The sequence below is a fragment of the Mycobacterium sp. IS-1590 genome, from assembly GCF_001500025.1.
Classification (GTDB): Bacteria; Actinomycetota; Actinomycetes; order Mycobacteriales; family Mycobacteriaceae; genus Mycobacterium.
Window position 1 is genome coordinate 435,505 of sequence record NZ_LQIW01000012.1, and the last position, 20,308, is coordinate 455,812.

Sequence of the window (20,308 nt, forward strand, 5' to 3'; positions counted from 1 at the left end):
CATCGCATCGAGTGAAGGGGACGCTGCTTGCGCGGTATCAACGGAAACACGCAGACCCCGCTCCTGTCGGTGTCAGAGCTCTCCGCTCCGCCCAGAGGGCTGATGACCACGGCGTTTCCTCGTTGGCGCGACGCCATACGCCATGAGGTGCTTCGGTCACTCAACGAATTCGTGGCAACGCGCTGCGCCGACGATCTCAAGTCCGCCGGCGTCGACATCGCCGCCGACGTCCTGCGGGATTTCGTCGACGGCGGCAAGTGCGTCCGCTCGACGTTCGCCTACCTGGGCTGGCTGTCCAACGCCGACGACGACCCCGGTGCGCTGCGAGCGGCGGCGAGCTTCGAATTACTTCACGCGTTCGCCCTGTTGCAGGACGACGTGATGGACGCCTCCGCGCTGCGGCGGGGACGACCCTCGGCTCACGTCAGATTCGCGCAATGGCACCGCGAACGGGCGATGTCGGGTTCACCGGAGCGTTTCGGCGAGGCCGCGGCCGTCCTTCTCGGTGATCTGTGCCTGGTGTGGGCTCAACAGATGCTGCGGGAAAGCGGCGTCGACGAGGCTGCGCTGGGGCGCGGCTGGCAGAGATACGACGCGATGCGCACCGAACTCGCCGTCGGCCAGTTCGCCGACCTGGTCAACGATGCCGCCGAATTCCCGGAGTGGGAACGGGTTCTCGACGTATTGCGGCGCAAGTCTGGCAACTACACGGTGCGCAGACCGCTCGAGATCGGCGCCGACATGGCCGGATGTCCGCCCGGCGTGCTGATGCTGCTCGGCGAGTACGGCGAAGCGGTCGGCGAGGCGTTCCAACTGCGCGACGACGTCCTCGGCATCTTCGGGTCGCCCGAGATCACCGGGAAGCCGGCGGGCAGCGACCTCTTCGAGCACAAGGCGACCAGCGTCGTGGTGGCCGCCTACCGCCTCGCCGACGCGCCCCGACGGCGCGACCTCACCCATCTGATGAGCGCCTCTGACCTGGACGACGAAGACATCCGCCGGTGGCGCGAGCTGATCGTCGCGACCGGCGCACTGGAGTGGGTGGAACAGCTGATCGATTCGCGCCTCACCCGCGCGCTCGAGCTGATCGACACCGGGCAGTTGGATCCGTTGATCCGCACCGCACTTGCCGACATGGCCACCGCCTGCACCGAACGGGCCGCGTGATGCGCAGCGTCGCGGGACGCACCGACCACGTCGTCGTGGTCGGCGCGGGATTGTCCGGCTTGTCGGCGGCGCTACAACTCGCGGGACGGGGACGCACCGTGACGGTCCTCGAACGCGGACACCACCCGGGTGGACGCGTCGGCCGCGCCGACATCGACGGGTATCGCCTCGACACGGGGCCGACCGTGCTGACCATGCCCGACATCATCGACGACGCGTTCGCCGCCGTCGGCGAGACGGCCGCGGACCGACTGGACCTGATGAACGTCGATCCCGCGTACCGAGCGTCGTTCGCCGACGGCAGCTCACTTCACGTGCGCGCCGATGCCACCGCGATGGCAGCCGAGATCGAGGGCTTCGCCGGCCGCGGCCAGGCGGAGGGCTATCTGCGCCTTCGCGATTGGCTGACCAAGCTGTACCGCGTCGAGTTCGACGGGTTCATCGCCGCGAACTTCGACTCACCGTTGTCGCTGCTGACACCGCAGCTCGCCCGGCTGACCGCCATCGGCGGCTTCCGGCGGTGGGACCGCATGGTGCGCCGCTTCATCAGCGACGAACGGCTGCAGCGGGTGTTCACCTTCCAGGCTTTGTACGCGGGTGTGCCGCCACACCGGGCGCTGGCAGTGTACGCCGTGATCGCCTACATGGACACGATCTCCGGCGTGTACTTCCCCCGCGGCGGCGTGCGGGCGTTGCCTGACGCGCTGGCCGCGGCCGCGACCGACGCCGGCGTCGAATTCCGTTACGGTGCACCGGTTTCGGCGTTGGAACGCATAGGCGACCGAGTGGTCGCGGTCCACACCGAGGGCGGCGACCGGATCACCGCCGACGCGGTGGTGCTGACCACCGAACTGCCCGACACCTACCGGTTGCTCGGTCGCACGCCGCGACGTGCGCTCCCGCTGCGGCCCGCCCCGTCGGCGGTGGTGGCCCACGTCGGCTGCCGCGCTGTGGGTCCGGACGTCGGACACCACACCATCGTCTTCGGCGACCAGTGGGAGAGGACGTTCACCGACATCATCGATGACGGACGCGTCATGTCGGACCCGTCGCTGCTGGTGACCCGCCCCACCGCCGGCGACCCGTCTCTGGCGCCCGCGGGCCGGGATCTGCTGTACGTTCTCGCCCCCGCACCCAACCTCGCAGTGGGACACGTCGATTGGGCGTCGACCCGCGACGACTACGTGAGCCAGATGATGGACGTGGTGAGCTCACGGCTTCCGCAGGTGGGGGTGGACCCCGAGGTGCTGCACGTCGTGGATCCAGCGGACTGGGCGCGCCAGGGGATGGCCGCGGGAACCCCGTTCGCGTTGGCCCACACGTTCGGCCAGACCGGCCCGTTCCGTCCCGCCAACACCGTTCGCGGCGTCGCCAACGTGGTGTTGGCGGGGTCGTCGACCGTTCCGGGAGTCGGTGTGCCGACCGCGCTGCTGTCCGGGCGGCTGGCGGCCGACCGAATCACCGGCCTGCCAGTCCGGCGGGCCCGTAGCCAGGTGGTGCAAGCATGATCGGTTCCGAACTCGACGCCGCGGGCGTACACGACCCGGCACTGCGCGAGGCCTATCGCCGTTGCCGCACGATCAACGCCGAACACGGCCGCACCTTCTTCCTGGCCACCCGCCTGCTCGCGCCCGAACAGCGCCCCGCCGTTCATGCGCTGTACGGCTTCGCACGCCGCGCCGACGACATCCTCGACGACTTCGATCCCGTCATTCCCATGAGCGAGCGCGCCGATCAGTTGCAGCGGCTGGCCACTCAGCTGTTCAACCGGCTCGCGCAGGGCAGCTGCGATGACGGCGATCCGTCGCTCGCCGCCGTCGTGCACTGCGCCCGGCGGTACGGCATCCCGTGGGAACTGTTCGACGACTTCCTCGGCTCCATGCGCATGGACCTGAGCGTCACCGACTATCCCGACCGGGCCGCCCTCGATCGCTACATGTACGGCTCGGCGGAGGTCATCGGTTTACAGCTGCTGCCCGTACTGGGCACCGTCGGTCCGCGCGAGGAGGCCGCGCCGTACGCGGCCGCGCTCGGAAAAGCGTTCCAGCTGACGAACTTCCTGCGTGACATCGACGAGGATCTCGAACGCGGCCGGGTCTATCTGCCCGCCGACGAACTGGCCGCACACGGGGTCGACCGGGATGTGCTGACCTGGTGCCACGAGAACCGCCGCACCGACGCCAGGGTGCGCCGGGCACTGGTCGAACAACACGCCATCAATCGACGCGTGTACGACTTCGCGCGGCGCGGCATCGCTCATCTGAGCCCGCGGTCGCGCCCCTGCGTTTCGGTCGCCCTCACCCTTTACTCCGAAATCCTCGACCGTATCGAACAAATCGACTTCGCCGTATTCAGCCAGCGCGCCACCGTCGGCACGGGTCGCCGCATCCGCGTCGGGTGCGCCGGACTACTCAAGGCGTGGAGGGCACGGCGTCAGGAACCCAAGGCGTGACGATGGACAACTGGCATTACCTGTTGGTTCTTGCCGCCTGCCTGGTGATCACGGCGCCGTTGGAGATCTTCGGCGACGGCGTGTACCGGCAGGCACGCCGAGCCGCCGCCGCGGTGCTGCCCGTGGCCGCGGTGTTCGTGGCCTGGGACGTGATCGCCATCTTCGCCGACGTGTGGACCTACAACCCGAAGTACGTCACCGGCATCGACATCCCCGGCATCATGCCGATCGAGGAACTCCTGTTCTTCATCGTGATCCCGCTGTGCGGCTTGTTGACCTACAACGCCGTCTCCACGATCCTGACGCGGCTACAACGGACGCGGGATCGTGCGGAGCAAGCCAAATGAGCGGTCTCGGATACACGGTGCCCGCCGTTCTCGGGGTGATTGCGGTGTGCGCCCTGGAATTGGGTGTACTGCGCACCGGGTTGTTCCGCAAACCCGCGTACTGGATCTCGATGGCGATCGTGCTCGGCTTCCAGATTCCGGTCGATGGCTGGCTCACCAAGCTCAGCGCACCCATCGTCATCTACGACGAACGGCACACCAGCGGCATCCGGTTCCCGTTCGACATACCGGTCGAGGATTTCCTTTTCGGTTGGGCGATGGTCACCGCGGTGCTACTGCTATGGGAACGGCAGCGGCTGCGCACACAGAGGAGGAACGCGTCGTGAAAGTCAATGCGGGCCGTGACGGCCGTGACCCCGCGGATGTCCCCGCCGCCTTCGACGACGGGGCACCGGCCTATGACACGCTGGTCGATTCCAACCCCGGATACCATGAGCACCTGCGGATTTCGGCACAGCGGATGCGATTGCCCGACGATGGTCGCGGGCTGCGGCTGCTGGACGCCGGCTGCGGCACCGGCGCATCGACCGCGGCGCTGTTGTCGGTGGCGCCGCACGCGGAGATCGTGGGTGTCGACGGCTCGCGAGGCATGTTGACCGAGGCGCGAGCCAAACGGTGGCCCGGTTCGGTGCGGTTCGTCCACAGCCGGATCGAGGACCTCGCCGCAGCCGGTGTGACCGGGCCGTTCGACGGTATCTTCGCCGCGTACCTCATCCGCAACCTGCCCGACCCCGACGCCCAACTGCGTGAGTTCCGCGCGCTCCTGCGGCCGGGAGCGACGCTGGCGGTTCACGAGTACTCGGTGCGCGACTCGCGGCTCGCGACCGCGGTGTGGAACGCCGTGTGCGCCACCATCATCATCCCGAGCGGACGAATCCGCAGCGGTGACGCCTCGCTGTACCGGTACCTGCGGCGCAGCGTGAACCGCTTCGACGGTGCGGCCGACTTTCGTGATCGGCTGCGCCGCAACGGCTTCACCGCCGTGCACAGCGAGACGATGCCGGGCTGGCAACGTAACATCGTGCACACCTTCCTCGCCAAGGCGCCGCGATGACCGATCCGCACCGCATCACGCACTCTGCACCGCCGCCCGACACGCGGGTGGCGCTCGACAAACCGCATGTGGTCGTCGTCGGCGGGGGTATCGCGGGCCTGGCCGCGGCCACCGGTCTGGCCGAACGCGGTGTGAGCGTCGATGTCCTCGAACGCCAGACGTACCTCGGTGGCCGCGTCGGAGGATGGGCCGATACGCTCGACGACGGCACCCCCGTCGCCATGAACCGGGGCTTCCACGCCTTCTTCCGGCAGTATTACAACTTGCGTAATCTGATGCGGCGCATCGATCCTGCGCTGGGGATGCTCACCGCGGTCTCCGACTACCCGCTGATCGACGCGCACGGTCGACGCGACACGTTCCGGGGTCTGCCGCAGACGCCACCCTGGAATGCGTTGGCCTTCGCGCTGCGCAGCCCCACATTCCGGTTCCGCGACCTGGTGCGGCTCAACGCCCGGGCCGCGGCCCCCCTTGCCGCGGTGTCGGTCCCCGAGATCTATGACCGTCTCGACCATCTCGACGCCGATACCTTCCTGCGCGACATCAATTTTCCCGAGCCCGCTCGCCATCTGGCCTTCGAGGTCTTCTCGCGCAGCTTCTTCGCCGAGCCGACCAACCTCTCGGCCGGCGAATTGGCGACGATGTTCCACATCTACTTCCTGGGCTCCAGCGAGGGCCTGGTATTCGACGTCGCCAACGCGAACTTCGACACGGCGCTGTGGGATCCGTTGCGCGCCTATCTGCAGTCGCTGGGAGTGGGTATCCACACCGGCGTTTCGGTCACCGAGATCCGCACCGGCGACCGCTTCGCAGTGCACTCCGACGGCGGCGACCCGTTACAGGCCGACGGCGTGGTGCTGGCCACCGATGTCCGCGGCCTGCAACAGATCGTCGGCAATTCGGCGTCACTCGGCGATGACGAATGGCGGTCCCGGATAGCCGCGATGGGCACGGCCGCGCCCTTCATCGTGCAGCGGCTGTGGCTGGACCGGCCCGTCGCCCAAAACCGTGCGGCCTTTCTCGGGACGGGCGGCCGTCCGCCGCTGGACAATGTGAGCGTGCTCGACAGATACGAGCGGGAGGCGGCGGCGTGGTCGCGGCGAACCGGCGGCTCCGTGGTGGAGCTGCACTCGTATGCGGTGACCGACAGCACGGACGACGTGCTCGAGCGGCTGGGGCGGCGGATGGCCGAACTCTATCCCGAGACCGCCGACGCGAAGGTCGTCGGCGAACGGGTGCTGTGCCGTCAGGACTGCCCGCGCTTCGCCCCCGGCGACTTCGCGCGCCGCCCCACGGTCGCCACGCCGCACCCGGGCCTGGCGTTGGCCGGTGACGGTATCCGCATCGATCTGCCGGTCGCGCTGATGGAGCGCGCCGCCACCACCGGCTGGTCGGCGGCCAACCTGTTGCTGACGCGCTTCGGCCTCACCGGCCATGACCTCCACACGGTACCCACTCAGGGCCGTTTCGCCCCGTTGCGGCGGCTGGCCGAAAGGCAGTACGCATGACCATGCTCTCCGAGCTCAAGGCGCGGTTGGCGAAAACCACACCGTTTCAACTGCTTCCGCGCACCACGTGGGCCGGCCAGCGCCCGACGTACGACGATGCCCAGCCGTCGCTGATCCACAGCGCGCTGCGTCGCTCACAGCGCAGGACGAGCGGCAACTGGTATGCGTTCGCGGCCAGCGACACCATCGGCAAGCGACCACTCAGCGCCGCGGTCGGCGGACTCGAACTGGTCGCCTGGCGCGGCGAGGACGGCAGGTTGGCGGTCGGTCCGGCGTCCTGTCCGCACCTCGGCGCGGACCTCTCCACCGGGACCGTCGAGTGCGGCACGTTGATCTGCCCGTGGCACGGCCTGCGTTTCGACGGCGGCCGAACCTGGAGCTGGCGGCCCTACCCCGCCCACGACGACGGTGTGCTCGCCTGGGTACGGCTCGACGCGATCGGCGGCGAAACTCCCACCGAGGCACCGATATTGCCGATGCGACCCGACGGGCCGCGACTGTCGGCGGTGACGCGGTTGGTCGGCACCTGTGAGCCCAGCGACGTGATCGCCAACCGGCTCGATCCGTGGCACGGGGCGTGGTTCCACCCGTACTCGTTCACCCGGTTGGAGGTGCTGTCCGCACCGGCCGCCGACGACGACCTTCCCGAGGACGGCGACCGCTTCCTCGTCGCGGTCACCTTCCGCATCGGTCGACTCGGCGTCCCGGTGATCGCGGAGTTCACCACACCGGAGCCGCGCACCATCACCATGCGCATCATCGACGGCGAAGGCGCGGGGAGCGTGGTCGAGACGCACGCGACCCCGCTCGGTCCCGACCGCGACGGCAGTCCCCGCACCGCGGTCATCGAGGCGGTCATCGCGCATTCCGATCGTCCCGGATTCGCGCACGCGCTTCGGGGTGCGCCGTTGATCGCCCCGTTCATGCGCTACGCCGCCACCCGCCTGTGGCGCGACGATCTGGCCTACGCCGAGCGGCTCTACCGGCAGCGCGCGCAGGCGTGAGCCGGTTTTGCGTGGAGTCGCCCGGGTATACCGCCACAGATGAGCAAGGACATCCGCAAAGGCGACAAGGTGCAGTGGAAGAGCCACGGCACCACCGTGTCCGGAACGGTTGAGGAGAAGATCACCTCGGACACCGAGGCCGCGGGTCGCACCGTGCGCGCCGATTCCGAGAACCCGCAGTACCGCGTGCGCAGCGACAAGAGTGGCCGCGACGCGGTGCACAAGCCGGAATCGCTGAAGAAGAAGTAGTAGAAAGACGCCGCGTCGCGCTAGTCGTCGCTGAACTGAGGCCACGACCCCTGCAGGTAGCGCTCGTCGAGCAGCGGTATCTGCTCCATGGCCCACGGGCTGATCGACCAGGGCAACCCGACCGCCGAGCGCAGTTGGTCCCAGGACACCCACATCCACTCCATGACCTCGCCCGGATCCGGCCGCAGCCGCCCGTCGCAGCGGGCGACGAACACCGGACAGATCTCGTTCTCGACGGTTCCGTCGGCCGCGACCGCGCGGTACCGGAAGTCGGGTAGCACGCACACCGGGGGTTGGATCGTTATGCCCAACTCCTGGCCGGCACGGCGGCGCACCGCATCCTCGACCCGTTCCCCCGGCGCCGGATGACCGCAGAAGGAGTTGGACCACACCCCCGGCCACGTCGTCTTGTTCAGGGCGCGACGGGTCAAGAGCACGCGGCCGTCCCCGTCGAACAGATAGCACGAGAACCCCAGATGAAGCGGTGTCGCGGCGTGATGCACGGTCGTCTTGGCGGCGCTGCCGATCTGCCGCCCCTCCTCGTCGAGAAGAACGACGCACTCGTTCGTCGTCGTGGTCACTGAAGACACCTCATGTGTGTACCCAAATCCGCCGAGCTAACCGACGCACAGACGATGCAACCCGGTCATCGGGTGGACAGACACCATTCGACGCCCTCCCGCAGGCTGTTGACGCGCACGGCCGCATCACCGTCGACGGCGTCCCACCCCCTGCCGCCGAGCGCCACCTCGGCATTTGCGGTGGCAGCGGCGACCGTGTCCATGTCGGCGGTGTCGGGGGTGTGGGCCCACAGCACCACCCGCGCTGAAGGCGTCACGCGGCCGATCGCCTCGGTCAGCGCCGCTACCGGGACGTCGGCGCCGAGCATCAACGCGCCGTGCCCGCGTTCGGCGAGCGCCGCGCGAAGGGCCTCGAGCGGCAGGACGTGCGCTTCGCGCGCAGTGCAGGCCAGGATGACCGCTGTCGACAGGTCGAGGCGCATGAGCGGCGCTGCGTGCAGTGCGCGCGACACCGCCCACGACAGGGCGTGCTCGACGTCGACGCAACCGCCGTCCTCGTCCTGCCTGGTCACGATCCTTTCGAATGCGGGCCGCACCATCAGGTCCCATGTGTCGATGACCCCGAAATGACGCAGGTGCGTCTCCAGGAGCCGACCCAACGCGGCGAGGTCGAGCTCGAATGCGGCCGACAGCAGCGCATCGACGTCGCCGCGCCGCGGCGCGACGGCCCCAGAGACGATTTGGGCGGCGCTGCGGGCGCTGGTGCCCTGCCCGATGAGTTCGTGCATGTGCTGCACGGCGGCGATGTCGTTGTCGCTGTAGAGCCGGTGTCGGCCGGGCTGGTGCTGCGGCGGCCCGACGCCGTAGCGCTGGCTCCAGCTGCGCAGGGTCGCCGTCGGCACGCCGACGCGCTCGGCCACCACGCGCACGGTGTACCGCGGTGTGTCAGCGTCATCCATGGGGCCTGCTCAGTGGGGGTTTCGGCCTAGCGAGGGTTCACCGATCGCGCGGTGAGCAAACCATCAATGCGGAAACGATGCAAGTCTTCGTCATCTGGATATTGCCGCGGCCAGAAGCGGGTACTTGTAGCCCCATGACCGATCAGCAGAAGGACGAACAACACAGCCGCCCCGAGGGACTCGACGACGCGACCGTCGAGGCCGTCGGCGGGGTCTCGGAGGCATTGGAGTGGGTGGAACGCGCACGCGGCCATCTGTATTCGTTCCACCAGCTGATGGGCCGCGCCGACCTTCTGCTGGGCGAGGCGTGTGACAAGTTGCGCGAGGCCGGCCACGACGGTGTCGCCGAGCGTCTGGAGTCCGAACTCGTCGGCCGCAACGTGCTTTACGGCCGCTGGACCTTCCAAATCGTCGAGGACTTCGACGACAGCTACTGGTCGGTGTTCCGCGACCACGAACGCCGGGTGCGCGACGAGCTACAGCAGGGCCGCAGGCACGTGTTCGAGTCCGAAATGAAGGAGCGGCGCCGCACCCAGGGTCGCCCCGGGCACGAGCACCGCCCCTGACAGTGCGAATTCGGTGCGCTACCGACCGACCAGCGCACCGAAATCCGCTAGGCCGTCTCGGTGATGGGCCGGTCCACCCAGCTCATCAGGTCGCGCAGCTTCTTTCCGGTCACCTCGATCGGATGCTCTGCGTTCTTCTTGCGCAGCGCCTCGAGTTCCTTGTTGCCGCCCTCGACGTTGGCCACAAGCTTCTTGACGAAGGTGCCGTCCTGGATCTCGGAGAGAATGGCGCGCATCCGCTCCTTGGTGTCGGCGTCGATCACCCGCGGCCCGGACAGGTAGCCGCCGAACTCCGCGGTGTCGGACACCGAGTAGTTCATCCGCGCGATGCCGCCCTCGTACATGAGGTCGACGATCAGCTTGAGTTCGTGCAGCACCTCGAAGTACGCCAGCTCCGGCGCGTAACCGGCCTCGACCATGACGTCGAAGCCGGTCTTGACGAGTTCCTCTGTGCCGCCGCACAACACGGCCTGCTCGCCGAACAGGTCGGTCTCTGTCTCGTCCTTGAACGTGGTCTTGATGACGCCGGCGCGGGTGCCGCCGATGCCCTTGGCGTAGGACAGCGCGAGCGCCTGCCCCTCACCCTTGGGGTCCTGATCGATCGCGATCAGGCACGGCACGCCCTTGCCGTCGACGAATTGGCGACGCACCAGGTGGCCAGGACCCTTCGGGGCGACCATGCCGATCGTGACGTTGGCCGGCGGCTTGATCAGGTCGAAGTGGATGTTGAGGCCATGCCCGAAGAACAGTGCGTTGCCGTCCTCGAGGTTGGGTTCGATGTCGCTGGAGAAGATCTCGGCCTGTGCGGTGTCGGGCGCCAGCAACATGATGACGTCGGCCCACTTGGCGACCTCGGCGGGGGTGTCGACCTCGAGGCCCTGCTCGGCGACCTTCTCACGTGACTTCGACCCCTCCTTGAGGCCGACCTTCACCTCAACGCCGGAATCACGCAGGCTCAGCGAGTGCGCGTGACCCTGGCTGCCGTAGCCGATGACGCCGACCTTGCGTGCCTGGATGATCGACAGGTCCGCGTCGTCGTCATAGAACATCTCTACTGCCACTGAATTTCCTTATCTACTCACTTGATTTGGGGCTACTTGGCGGTGCCGATGCTGCGCGGACCGCGCGACAGCGACACCACACCGGACTGCACGATCTCGCGAATGCCGAAGGGCTCCAACACCCGCAGCAGCGCCTCGAGCTTCTCGGGCGTGCCGGTGGCCTCGACCGTCAACGACTCGGTCGATACGTCGACGACCTTCGCGCGGAACAGATTCACCGCCTCGATGACCTGGCCGCGGGTCGACGCGTCAGTGCGCACTTTGATCAGCGCAAGCTCGCGCGAAACGGAGTTCTCCTCCTCCTGCTCGACGATTTTGATCACGTTCACCAGCTTGTTGAGCTGTTTGGTGATCTGCTCGAGCGGCGCTTCGTCCACGCTGACGACGATCGTCATCCGCGACATGTTCTTCTGCTCGGTCGCACCGACCGCCAGGGACTGAATGTTGAACCCGCGCCGGGAGAACAGCGACGCGACCCGCGCCAGGACACCCGGTTTGTCCTCAACCAGGACCGACAACGTCTGTGTGGCGGTGGTACCCATCAGGCGTGTCCTTCTTCCGGATCGTCGAACAACGGGCGGATGCCGCGAGCGGCCTGGATCTCGTCGTTGCTGGTGCCCGCCGCGACCATGGGCCACACCTGCGCGTCGGCGCCGACGATGAAGTCGATCACCACGGGCCGGTCGTTGATCTCACGCGCCTGCCGGATCACGTCCTCGACGTCTTCGGCTCGCTCACAACGCAATCCGACGCAACCGAGCGCCTCGGCGAGCTTGACGAAATCGGGGATGCGATGCGAGTGCGTGGCCAGATCGGTTTGGCTGTAGCGCTCTTCGTAGAACAGCGTCTGCCACTGGCGCACCATGCCGAGGTTGCCGTTGTTGATCAGCGCCACCTTGATCGGCGCACCCTCCACGGCACAGGTGGCCAACTCCTGGTTGGTCATCTGGAAGCAGCCGTCGCCGTCGATGGCCCACACCTCGGCCTCCGGGCGGCCGAACTTGGCCCCCATCGCCGCGGGCACGGCGTAGCCCATGGTGCCCAGGCCGCCGGAGTTCAGCCATGTCTTGGGTTTCTCGTAGGAGATGAACTGCGCGGCCCACATCTGGTGTTGGCCCACGCCTGCGACGTACACCGCGTCGGGTCCGGCCATCTTGCCCAGCGTCTCGATGACGTATTCCGGTGAGAGGCTGCCGTCGCTCTGCGGCCCGTAGCTCAGCGGGTAGGTCGCCTGCACACCTCTCAGGTACTCCAGCCAGTTGTCGATCTTGATCGCGTCGGCGGTGCCGTCGCGGCGCAGGGCCACGATCAGCTCGGCGATGACGGCCTTGACGTCACCCACGATCGGCACGTCGGCGTGGCGGTTCTTGCCGATCTCGGCGGGGTCGATGTCGGCGTGGATGACCTTGGCCTCCGGCGCGAAGGAGTCCAGCCGCCCGGTCACCCGGTCGTCGAACCGGGTGCCCAGCGCGATCAGCAGGTCGCTGCGCTGCAGGGCGGCCACCGCGGACACCGTGCCGTGCATCCCCGGCATGCCCATGTTCTGCGGATGGCTGTCGGGGAACGCCCCGCGCGCCATCAACGTGGTGACGACCGGGATTCCTGTCAGCTCGGCCAGCTCCAGCAGTCCCTCGCTGGCCTCTCCGCGGATCACCCCGCCGCCGACGTAGAGCACCGGCTTGCGCGCGGCGGCGATCAGCTTGGCGGCCTCGCGGATCTGGCGGTTGTGCGGTTTGGTGTTCGGTTTGTAGCCCGGCAGGTCGATGCGCGGCGGCCAGCTGAACGTGCACTGCCCTTGCAGAACGTCCTTGGGGATGTCGACGAGCACCGGTCCGGGGCGGCCCGACTGGGCGATGTGGAACGCCTCGGCGATCGCCTGCGGGATCTCATCGCCGCTGCGCACCAGGAAGTTGTGCTTGGTGATCGGCATCGTGATGCCGGAGATGTCGGCTTCTTGGAACGCATCGGTGCCGATCAGGCCACGTCCGACCTGGCCGGTTATCGCCACCACCGGAATCGAGTCCATGTGCGCGTCGGCCAGCGGCGTGACGAGGTTGGTCGCACCGGGTCCCGAGGTGGCCATCATCACGCCGACCCTGCCGGTCGCGTGGGCGTAGCCGCTGGCCGCATGCCCTGCGCCCTGCTCGTGACGGACCAGGACATGGCGCAGCTTCTTGGAGTCGAACAGCGGGTCGTACACCGGCAGGACCGCGCCGCCGGGGATCCCGAAGATGGTGTCGACGTCGAGTTCCTCCAGCGACCGGATGACCGCCTGCGCGCCAGTCATCTGTTGCGGCGCAGCGCGTTTGGCCGGTGCGGGCGCAGACTTGGCCGCCGGTTGCGCGGCATGGCCGTCGTCGGGCACGGTTGCCGCCACCTGCTCCAGCGGTCGGGTTGTTGGTGCGCTCACGGTGTTCGTTCTCCTAAATCCTTCTTCGGATCCGTCTCTAGGGTCTCAAATTCGGTGGTCGGGCAAGAAAAAACCCCCGTCAGCTGGGCTGCTGTACGAGGGTCGCGCGCTGATGCCGGAGTTATGCCCGAGTAAGGGCGAGCGCGGCATCAACGCGCTTCCCGATTACTACGAGCAACCCCAGGGCCTGCATAACCGTCGACGGTAGCCTCTGCACTGGTCACAGGTCAAATTGCGGTGCGGTGCGAAGATGGCGGGGTGAGTCCGAAAGCCGCGCCCGCCCCCGTCGTCATCCGCATCTCCCCGATGGCGCATTTCGCCGTCGCCTTTCTGGCGTTCAGCATGCTTTCGCTGGTTTTGGCGGGCCTCACCTGGGTGGCTGCCCTGCTGATCATTCCGATCGTGTTGTCGGTGTTCGTCGCGCGCTACCGCACCGTCGCCGACCGCGATCAGGTGACCGCTCGCACGCTGTGGGGCAGCGAGACCGTCGACTGGAGCGATATCGACGGACTGCGGTTCGGCAAGGGGTCGTCGGCCTATGCCCATCTGAAGGACGGCAGGGACGTGCGGCTGCCCGCGGTGACATTCGCGACGTTGCCGCTGCTGACCGAGGCCAGCGGCGGGCGTGTGCCCAATCCGTATTCGACGGATTAGGCGAGTGGGTTGCCGCCGTTGAGCAGCACCCAGATCGCCACACCGGCGCCCGCGCCGAGAATCAACGCTCCGAGCGATCCGAGGAAGGGCCGGCGCGCCCAACCGCGTCCCGCGTCGAAGCCGTACCGGCCGGGACCGGTCAACACCAGTGCGGCCACCGCGCAGGTCAAGAACACCTTGTACTCATGTCCGTCGGTCAGGAAGTCCGACAGCCGCGCCTCCTCGTGGGCGACCATCGCCTCGGCGAGCACGCCGGTCACCAGATAGGCCAGCGCACCGGCGGCGGCCACGGGAGTGAACAGGCCCAGGATGAGGAGCACTCCGGCGGCGATCTGCCCGAAGGCGCCGACGTAGGTCAGGATGTCGGCGTAGCGGAAGCCCATATCGGACAGCTCCGCTTCCCATCCGTTGAGCCCGGGGCCACCCCACAGGCCGAACGCCTTCTGCAGGCCGTGGCCGATGAAAAGGGCGCCGACCGCGAGACGCAACAGCATCAGACCGAGGTCGAGGGTGCCGCGGCGCTCCGGTGCGGCGCGGAACGGATCGGGGCCGATCTCCGCCGGTTCCGCCGAGTAGTCGAGTGCATGCCGGCCGCCGGGCTGCACGTACGGCAGCGGCTCGGGATCGTTGAGCAGTCCGAAGCCGGTCGAGACCGGCGCCCCGCTGTTCGAGTCGTAGTGCGGGATCGCGGTGGTCTCGAAGTCGCCGCCGTAGTTCGCCGACGGCAGATCGTCTTCAGGGTCGACCAGGCTCGCTGACACGGGCCGCCCGGCCGCGTCGTCGGGCCGTTGCCAGGCGCGTGGGTCATTGGAATGACTGGTCACCATGCCAGCGTAAGTGCTTGTCACCCGGTAGCCGGGTATTGGCGCGGTGCTATCGAGGCCTTAATTCGCCGACGGTTCGCGCCGCCGTCGCGCGGGTGTGCGTGGCGCGCACGTCCGAATGATCCGTAACCTGGCTCGCATGAAACCGCGCCGGCCGATGCAGGGTGTGCTCGCCGTGGCGTGCGCGGCGTTGCTCGTCGGGTCGGGCTGTGCTCGATTCGACGATCTGCAGTCGCAGCCGTTCACCACCGAGCCCCAGCTCGAGCCCGGTCCGACGTCGACGCCGCCCCCACCGCCCCCGCTGCCCCCGACGCCGTTTCCGAAGGAGTGCCCGGCGCCGGGCGTCATGCAGGGGTGCCTGGAAAGCACCAGCGGCCTGATCATGCTGCCCGACAGCCAGTCGGCCCTGGTTGCCGAGCGCACGACCGGCGTGGTCAAAGAGGTCTCTGTGCGGGCCGAACCGAAGGTCAAGACGTCGCTGCCCGTCGACGGCTCGGGCGACGGCGGGCTGATGGACATCGTGCTGTCGCCGACGTACCAGCAGGACCGGCTGATGTACGCCTACGTCAGCACCCCCACGGACAACCGCGTCATCCGCATCGCCGACGGCGACATCCCCAAGCCGATCCTGACCGGCATCCCGAAGGGCGCCACCGGTAACACGGGCGCGTTGATCTTCACCAGCCCGACGACGCTGCTCGTGCAGACCGGGGACGCCGGCAATCCCGCCGATGCCGCCAACCCGGGGTCGCTGGCCGGTAAGGCGTTGCGGATCGAGCAGCCCACCACCGTGGATCAGGCCCCCACGACCACGGCGCTGTCGGGTTTGGGCGCTGCGGGCGGTATGTGCCTCGACCACTCGGACGGCTCGCTGTACATCACCGACCGCGCCGCATCCGGTGACCGGCTGCAACGCATCACCAAGGATTCCAAGACGTCGACGGTGTGGACCTGGCCCGACCGCCCCGGTGTCGCGGGCTGCGCCGCGCTCGACGGGTCGGTTCTGGTCAACCTGGTCAACACCAAGCAGACCGTCGCCGTGCGGCTGGCTCCCGAGACCGGCGCGGTGACCGGCGATCCCGAGGTGGTGCGCCAAGACCAGCACGGCCACGCCTGGGCGCTGGCGATGTCGCCCGACGGCAACATCTGGGGCGCCACGATCAACAAGACGGCCGGCGATGCCCAGAAACTCGACGATGTCGTGTTCCCGCTGTTCCCGCAGGGCGGTGGGTTCCCGCGCAGTCCTGCTGACAACACGTAAGCGCCAGCGCGGCAGGCGATTTCAGCTCTCGACGATGCGCAGGCCGATGACGCCCACGACGATCGCCGCAAGACACGCCATACGCGCCGCGCCGTCTGCGCGCTCGACACTGCAACCGGGGCCGTAAATGAGCGTCGCGCACGACCCTGTGGGCAGTCTCGGCGCTAGCTGCAGGCCTCCAGAACCAACTCGCGCACCCGGGCCGCGTCGGCCTGTCCCTTGGTGGCCTTCATGACCGCGCCGACGATCGCACCCGCGGCCTGCACCTTGCCGCCCCGAATTTTCTCGACGATGCCGGGGTTGGCCGCCAGCGCCTCGTCGACGGCGGCCTGCAGCGCCGAATCGTCGCGCACGACCTCGAGGCCGCGGTCCTTCATCACCTGCTCGGGTTCGCCCTCGCCGGCCAACACCCCCTCGACCACCTGCCGGGCGAGCTTGTTGGACAGCTTGCCGTGGTCGACGAGCTTGACGACCGCGGCCACCTGCGCGGGCGTGATCGGCAGCGCATCGAGTTCCACCCCGGCTTCATTGGCCTTCTGCACCAGGAAGTTTCCCCACCATGCCCGGGCGGCGTCGCTGGATGCGCCCTGCTCGACGGTGGCGGCGATCAAATCCAGCGCACCGATGTTGACGAGGTCACGCATCACCTCGTCGGAGATGCCCCATTCCTCCTGAATCCTCTTGCGGGACAACCACGGAAGTTCGGGGATCGTCGCACGCAACCGCTCGATCCAGTCCGCGTCGGGTGCCACCGGCTCGAGGTCGGGCTCGGGGAAGTACCGGTAATCCTCGGCGGTCTCCTTGCTGCGTCCCGGTGAGGTGTATCCGTCCTCGTGAAAATGCCTGGTTTCCTGGGTGATTCGTTCGCCGGAGTCGAGAACCGCTGCCTGGCGGCGCATCTCGTAGCGGACGGCGACCTCGACGCTCTTGAGCGAGTTGACGTTCTTGGTCTCGGTTCGGGTGCCGAACTGCTTTTGCCCCTTCGGTTTGAGCGAGACGTTGGAGTCACAACGCATCGAGCCCTGGTCCATGCGGACATCGGAGACGCCCAGGCCGCGCAGAAGATCCCGCAGCGCCGTCACGTAGGCGCGGGCGATCTCGGGGGCGCGCTCACCGGCGCCCTCGATGGGCTTTGTGACGATCTCGATCAGCGGCACACCCGAGCGGTTGTAGTCGATCAGCGACGTCGTGGCGCCCTCGATGCGACCCGTCTCGCTGCCGAGGTGGGTCAGCTTGCCCGTGTCCTCCTCCATGTGGGCGCGCTCGATGTCGACCCGCCAGGTCGAACCGTCGTCAAGCGGAACGTCGAGGTGACCGTTGATCGCGATCGGCTCGTCGTACTGCGAGATCTGGTAGTTCTTGGGCATGTCCGGATAGAAGTAGTTCTTCCTGGCGAACCGGCACCACGGCACGATCTCGCAGTTCAGCGCGAGCCCGATCCGGATCGCGGACTCCACGGCCTTCTCGTTGAGCACTGGCAACGACCCGGGCAGCCCCAGGCAGACCGGACACACCTGGGTGTTGGGTTCGGCGCCGAACCTGTTGGCGCAACCGCAGAACATCTTGGTCGCGGTGGACAGCTCGACGTGGACTTCCAGCCCGAGCACGGGCTCGTAGCGCGCGACGACGTCGTCGTAGTCCAGTAGGTCGGCGGTCGCAGCAGTCATGACCCCGATCCTAGTAAGCGGGCTCAGCCGAAGAACTCCGCGGCGTCGTCGTACCGGCTCTGCGGGACCAGCTTCAACTGACGGGTGGCATCGGCCAGCGAAACACGGCCGATCTCCTGGCCGCGCAGCGACACCATCATCCCGTACTCGCCCGCGTGCGCGGCGTCGGCGGCGTTGACGCCGAAGCGGGTGGCCAGCACGCGGTCGAAGGGCGTCGGCGTGCCGCCGCGCTGGACGTGGCCCAGGACCGTGACCCGCACCTCTTTGTTGATCCGCTTCTCCACCTCGAGGGCGAGTTGTTGCGCGACGCCGGTGAAGCGTTCGTGGCCGAACTCGTCGACCCCACCTTGGCGCAGTTGCATCGACCCCTCGGCCGGCTTCGCCCCTTCGGCCACCACGCAGATGAAGTGCGAATCGCCGCGCACGAAGCGCTGTTTGATCAGTCGGCAGACCTCTTCGACGTCGAAGGGCTGTTCGGGGATGAGGGTCATGTGTGCCCCCGACGCCAAGCCCGCGTTCAGCGCGATCCAGCCGGCGTGGCGGCCCATCACCTCGACGAGCATCACGCGCTGGTGCGATTCGGCGGTGCTGTGCAGCCGGTCGATGGCCTCGCTCGCCACCCCCAGCGCGGTGTCATGTCCGAAGGTGACATCGGTGCAGTCGATGTCGTTGTCGATGGTCTTCGGCACGCCGACGACGGGAACGTTCTCCTCGGAGAGCCAGTGCGCGGCCGTGAGCGTGCCCTCGCCGCCGATCGGGATCAGCACGTCGATGCCGTTGTCGTCGAGCGTCTGCTTGATCTGGTCGAGCCCGGCGCGCAACTTCTCCGGATGCACGCGGGCGGTACCGAGCATCGTGCCGCCCTTGGCCAGCAGCCGGTCGTTGCGGTCGTCGTTGGCCAGCTGTATGCGACGGTTCTCCAGCAGGCCGCGCCAGCCGTCCTGAAATCCGACGACCGACGAGCCGTAGCGCACGTCGCACGTGCGCACCACCGCCCGGATGACCGCGTTCAAGCCCGGACAGTCACCGCCGCCGGTCAGCACTCCGATCCGCATGGCTACATCCTCCCCGAGCGCGCGGATGTTTGCGCCCTCACTCGGCGTTTGCGTACCACCAACGTGCGCTCGCGGCGCCTAAACCGCCGTCGAGAGCGGTCCGCGCGCCGCCTCGTAGGCCGCACCGACGCGGTACAACCGGTCGTCGGCCAGCGCGGGAGCCATGATCTGCAGCCCGACGGGCAGATTGTCGTCGGGTGAGAGCCCCGCAGGCACCGACATTCCGCAGTGGCCGGCCAGGTTCAACGGCAGCGTGCACAGGTCGAACAGGTACATCGCCAACGGGTCGTCGACCTTCTCCCCCAACGGGAATGCCGTGGTCGGCGTCGTCGGCGAGATCAGCACGTCGACGCGTCGGTACGCCTCGTCGAGATCGCGCGCGATCAGCGTGCGCACCTTCTGCGCCTGGTTGTAATACGCGTCGTAGTAGCCGGCCGACAACGCATAAGTGCCAATCATGATGCGGCGCTTGACTTCCGGGCCGAAGCCGGCGGCGCGGGTCAACGCCATGACTTCCTCGGCGCTGTGTGTGCCGTCGTCGCCGACGCGCATCCCGAAGCGCATCGCGTCGAACCGTGCGAGATTGCTCGAGACCTCCGACGGAAGGATCAGGTAGTAGGCGGGCAGCGAGTAGTCGAAGTGCGGGCAGTCCACCTCGCTGACCTCGGCGCCCAGCGCGGTCAACTGTTCGACGGCGGCGTTGAACGACTCCAGCACACCGGGCTGGTAACCGTCGCCGCGCAACTGCTTCACCACCCCGACCCGCACGCCCGCCAGGTCGCCGTCCGCCCCCGCCCGTGCGGCGCCGACAACATCTGGCACCGCGGCGTCGACCGACGTCGAATCCTTCGCGTCGTGCCCGGCGATCACCTGGTGCAGCAGCGCGGTGTCGAGCACGCTGCGCGCGCACGGGCCGCCCTGGTCCAGCGAGGACGCGCAGGCGACCAGCCCGTAGCGCGACACGGTTCCGTACGTCGGTTTCACGCCGACGGTGGCGGTAAGCGCGGCCGGCTGGCGGATCGAGCCGCCGGTGTCGGTGCCGATGGCCAACGGCGCCTGGAACGCCGCCAGCGCGGCGGCGCTGCCCCCGCCGGAGCCACCGGGGACCCGCTCAACGTCCCACGGGTTGCGGGTCGGCCCGTACGCAGAGTTCTCCGTGGACGAACCCATCGCGAACTCGTCCATGTTGGTCTTGCCGAGAATCGGCAGGCCCGCCGCGCGTAGCCGCATGGTGACGGTCGCGTCATAGGGCGACGTCCAGCCCTCGAGGATCTTCGATCCGCAGGTCGTCGGCATGTCGGTGGTGGTGAACACGTCCTTGAGCGCGACCGGCACCCCGGCCAGCGGCGAGGGCAGGTCTTCTCCGGCGGCGACGGCCGCGTCGACGCGCGCCGCTGCCGCCAGCGCACGATTCTGCGCGACGTGCAGGAACGCGTGGTAACGGTCGTCGGTCGCTGCGATCTGGTCCAGGTGCGCACGGGTGACCTCCGTCGAGGACACCTCTTTGGCGGCGATCTTCTCTCCGAGCGTCGCGGCGTCCATCCGAGTG

21 protein-coding genes are annotated in these 20,308 nt (G+C 68.1%); 12 read left to right on the top strand and 9 right to left on the bottom strand.

The window, feature by feature from the left end; all coding sequences use genetic code 11:
* Positions 1 to 102: 102 nt before the first annotated feature.
* From AU197_RS11605 to AU197_RS11645, 9 genes are read left to right on the top strand one after another with little or no spacing between them, the layout of a single operon-like run.
* Positions 103 to 1,167, top strand: coding sequence for a polyprenyl synthetase family protein (locus tag AU197_RS11605; RefSeq protein ID WP_064402803.1), 1,065 nt, complete (start codon positions 103 to 105; stop codon positions 1,165 to 1,167).
* The gene (gene crtI, locus AU197_RS11610) at positions 1,167 to 2,675 is read left to right on the top strand and encodes a phytoene desaturase family protein (protein ID WP_064402804.1); all 1,509 of its coding nucleotides are present in this window, start codon (positions 1,167 to 1,169) and stop codon (positions 2,673 to 2,675) included. Before AU197_RS11605 ends, crtI begins: the two co-directional genes overlap by 1 nt.
* Positions 2,672 to 3,619: a phytoene/squalene synthase family protein gene (locus AU197_RS11615; protein WP_064402805.1), complete on the top strand. Its 948-nt coding sequence runs from the start codon at positions 2,672 to 2,674 to the stop codon at positions 3,617 to 3,619. Before crtI ends, AU197_RS11615 begins: the two co-directional genes overlap by 4 nt.
* 2 nt (positions 3,620 to 3,621) lie before the next feature.
* Positions 3,622 to 3,966, top strand: coding sequence for a lycopene cyclase domain-containing protein (locus tag AU197_RS11620; protein ID WP_064402806.1), 345 nt, complete (start codon positions 3,622 to 3,624; stop codon positions 3,964 to 3,966).
* Entirely contained in the window at positions 3,963 to 4,292 is a 330-nt protein-coding gene (locus tag AU197_RS11625; RefSeq protein ID WP_064402807.1) for a lycopene cyclase domain-containing protein, read from the top strand. Before AU197_RS11620 ends, AU197_RS11625 begins: the two co-directional genes overlap by 4 nt.
* Entirely contained in the window at positions 4,289 to 5,020 is a 732-nt protein-coding gene (locus tag AU197_RS11630) for a class I SAM-dependent methyltransferase (protein ID WP_064402808.1), read from the top strand. Before AU197_RS11625 ends, AU197_RS11630 begins: the two co-directional genes overlap by 4 nt.
* Positions 5,017 to 6,528, top strand: coding sequence for an FAD-dependent oxidoreductase (locus AU197_RS11635; RefSeq protein WP_064402809.1), 1,512 nt, complete (start codon positions 5,017 to 5,019; stop codon positions 6,526 to 6,528). The genes AU197_RS11630 and AU197_RS11635 overlap by 4 nt, the downstream gene beginning before the upstream one ends.
* Positions 6,525 to 7,532: a Rieske (2Fe-2S) protein gene (locus tag AU197_RS11640; protein ID WP_064402810.1), complete on the top strand. Its 1,008-nt coding sequence runs from the start codon at positions 6,525 to 6,527 to the stop codon at positions 7,530 to 7,532. The genes AU197_RS11635 and AU197_RS11640 overlap by 4 nt, the downstream gene beginning before the upstream one ends.
* 39 nt (positions 7,533 to 7,571) lie before the next feature.
* Positions 7,572 to 7,781, top strand: a complete 210-nt coding sequence (locus AU197_RS11645; protein WP_064402811.1) for a hypervirulence associated TUDOR domain-containing protein — start codon at positions 7,572 to 7,574, stop codon at positions 7,779 to 7,781.
* 20 nt (positions 7,782 to 7,801) lie between these two features.
* On the opposite strand, the gene idi is transcribed toward AU197_RS11645, so the two are convergent.
* A complete protein-coding gene (gene idi, locus AU197_RS11650) occupies positions 7,802 to 8,362 on the bottom strand; it encodes an isopentenyl-diphosphate Delta-isomerase (protein ID WP_064402812.1) in 561 nt (186 codons plus the stop codon).
* Between the two features lie 65 nt (positions 8,363 to 8,427).
* Positions 8,428 to 9,261 carry a MerR family transcriptional regulator gene (locus AU197_RS11655; RefSeq protein ID WP_064402813.1) on the bottom strand — a complete coding sequence of 278 codons (834 nt, stop codon included), beginning with the start codon at positions 9,259 to 9,261 and terminating at the stop codon, positions 8,428 to 8,430.
* A 134-nt stretch (positions 9,262 to 9,395) separates the two neighbouring features.
* Between AU197_RS11655 and AU197_RS11660 the strand changes: the two genes are divergently transcribed.
* Positions 9,396 to 9,827 (top strand): hypothetical protein, encoded by a 432-nt coding sequence (locus AU197_RS11660; protein ID WP_064402814.1) that lies wholly within the window; start codon positions 9,396 to 9,398, stop codon positions 9,825 to 9,827.
* Between the two features lie 47 nt (positions 9,828 to 9,874).
* On the opposite strand, the gene ilvC is transcribed toward AU197_RS11660, so the two are convergent.
* The 3 genes from ilvC to AU197_RS11675 are packed head-to-tail and all read right to left on the bottom strand — an operon-like array spanning position 9,875 to position 13,298.
* Entirely contained in the window at positions 9,875 to 10,876 is a 1,002-nt protein-coding gene (gene ilvC, locus AU197_RS11665) for a ketol-acid reductoisomerase (protein WP_197415519.1), read from the bottom strand.
* Between the two features lie 44 nt (positions 10,877 to 10,920).
* Positions 10,921 to 11,430 (bottom strand): acetolactate synthase small subunit, encoded by a 510-nt coding sequence (ilvN, locus tag AU197_RS11670; RefSeq protein WP_064402816.1) that lies wholly within the window; start codon positions 11,428 to 11,430, stop codon positions 10,921 to 10,923.
* Positions 11,430 to 13,298 (bottom strand): acetolactate synthase large subunit, encoded by a 1,869-nt coding sequence (locus tag AU197_RS11675; protein WP_064402817.1) that lies wholly within the window; start codon positions 13,296 to 13,298, stop codon positions 11,430 to 11,432. Before AU197_RS11675 ends, ilvN begins: the two co-directional genes overlap by 1 nt.
* 306 nt (positions 13,299 to 13,604) lie before the next feature.
* Between AU197_RS11675 and AU197_RS11680 the strand changes: the two genes are divergently transcribed.
* A complete protein-coding gene (locus AU197_RS11680) occupies positions 13,605 to 13,952 on the top strand; it encodes a PH domain-containing protein (protein WP_064402892.1) in 348 nt (115 codons plus the stop codon).
* Here the strand turns inward: AU197_RS11680 and AU197_RS11685 are convergent.
* A complete protein-coding gene (locus AU197_RS11685) occupies positions 13,949 to 14,776 on the bottom strand; it encodes a DoxX family protein (protein WP_064402893.1) in 828 nt (275 codons plus the stop codon). The genes AU197_RS11680 and AU197_RS11685 overlap by 4 nt on opposite strands.
* A gap of 139 nt (positions 14,777 to 14,915) precedes the next feature.
* Between AU197_RS11685 and AU197_RS11690 the strand changes: the two genes are divergently transcribed.
* Entirely contained in the window at positions 14,916 to 16,037 is a 1,122-nt protein-coding gene (locus AU197_RS11690; RefSeq protein WP_064402818.1) for a PQQ-dependent sugar dehydrogenase, read from the top strand.
* 164 nt (positions 16,038 to 16,201) lie between these two features.
* Here the strand turns inward: AU197_RS11690 and gatB are convergent, their stop codons facing one another.
* From gatB to gatA, 3 genes are all read right to left on the bottom strand, one after another.
* On the bottom strand, positions 16,202 to 17,704 hold the full coding sequence (gatB, locus tag AU197_RS11695; RefSeq protein WP_064402819.1) for an Asp-tRNA(Asn)/Glu-tRNA(Gln) amidotransferase subunit GatB: 1,503 nt from the start codon (positions 17,702 to 17,704) through the stop codon (positions 16,202 to 16,204).
* A 23-nt stretch (positions 17,705 to 17,727) separates the two neighbouring features.
* Positions 17,728 to 18,759, bottom strand: a complete 1,032-nt coding sequence (locus tag AU197_RS11700; protein WP_064402820.1) for an ATP-dependent 6-phosphofructokinase — start codon at positions 18,757 to 18,759, stop codon at positions 17,728 to 17,730.
* 78 nt (positions 18,760 to 18,837) lie between these two features.
* Positions 18,838 to 20,301 carry an Asp-tRNA(Asn)/Glu-tRNA(Gln) amidotransferase subunit GatA gene (gene gatA, locus AU197_RS11705; protein ID WP_064402821.1) on the bottom strand — a complete coding sequence of 488 codons (1,464 nt, stop codon included), beginning with the start codon at positions 20,299 to 20,301 and terminating at the stop codon, positions 18,838 to 18,840.
* Between the last annotated feature and the right edge of the window lie 7 nt (positions 20,302 to 20,308).

Bases quoted from the DNA above. Each gene is read 5' to 3' on its own strand.
- AU197_RS11605 (WP_064402803.1), top strand. From the start codon at position 103: ATGACCACGGCGTTTCCTCGTTGGCGCGACGCCATACGCCATGAGGTG.
- crtI (WP_064402804.1), top strand. From the start codon at position 1,167: ATGCGCAGCGTCGCGGGACGCACCGACCACGTCGTCGTGGTCGGCGCG.
- AU197_RS11615 (WP_064402805.1), top strand. From the start codon at position 2,672: ATGATCGGTTCCGAACTCGACGCCGCGGGCGTACACGACCCGGCACTG.
- AU197_RS11620 (WP_064402806.1), top strand. From the start codon at position 3,622: ATGGACAACTGGCATTACCTGTTGGTTCTTGCCGCCTGCCTGGTGATC.
- AU197_RS11625 (WP_064402807.1), top strand. From the start codon at position 3,963: ATGAGCGGTCTCGGATACACGGTGCCCGCCGTTCTCGGGGTGATTGCG.
- AU197_RS11635 (WP_064402809.1), top strand. From the start codon at position 5,017: ATGACCGATCCGCACCGCATCACGCACTCTGCACCGCCGCCCGACACG.
- AU197_RS11640 (WP_064402810.1), top strand. From the start codon at position 6,525: ATGACCATGCTCTCCGAGCTCAAGGCGCGGTTGGCGAAAACCACACCG.
- AU197_RS11645 (WP_064402811.1), top strand. From the start codon at position 7,572: ATGAGCAAGGACATCCGCAAAGGCGACAAGGTGCAGTGGAAGAGCCAC.
- AU197_RS11655 (WP_064402813.1), bottom strand. From the start codon at position 9,261: ATGGATGACGCTGACACACCGCGGTACACCGTGCGCGTGGTGGCCGAG.
- AU197_RS11660 (WP_064402814.1), top strand. From the start codon at position 9,396: ATGACCGATCAGCAGAAGGACGAACAACACAGCCGCCCCGAGGGACTC.
- ilvC (WP_197415519.1), bottom strand. From the start codon at position 10,876: ATGTTCTATGACGACGACGCGGACCTGTCGATCATCCAGGCACGCAAG.
- ilvN (WP_064402816.1), bottom strand. From the start codon at position 11,430: ATGGGTACCACCGCCACACAGACGTTGTCGGTCCTGGTTGAGGACAAA.
- AU197_RS11680 (WP_064402892.1), top strand. From the start codon at position 13,605: ATGGCGCATTTCGCCGTCGCCTTTCTGGCGTTCAGCATGCTTTCGCTG.
- AU197_RS11690 (WP_064402818.1), top strand. From the start codon at position 14,916: ATGAAACCGCGCCGGCCGATGCAGGGTGTGCTCGCCGTGGCGTGCGCG.
- gatB (WP_064402819.1), bottom strand. From the start codon at position 17,704: ATGACTGCTGCGACCGCCGACCTACTGGACTACGACGACGTCGTCGCG.
- AU197_RS11700 (WP_064402820.1), bottom strand. From the start codon at position 18,759: ATGCGGATCGGAGTGCTGACCGGCGGCGGTGACTGTCCGGGCTTGAAC.
- gatA (WP_064402821.1), bottom strand. From the start codon at position 20,301: ATGGACGCCGCGACGCTCGGAGAGAAGATCGCCGCCAAAGAGGTGTCC.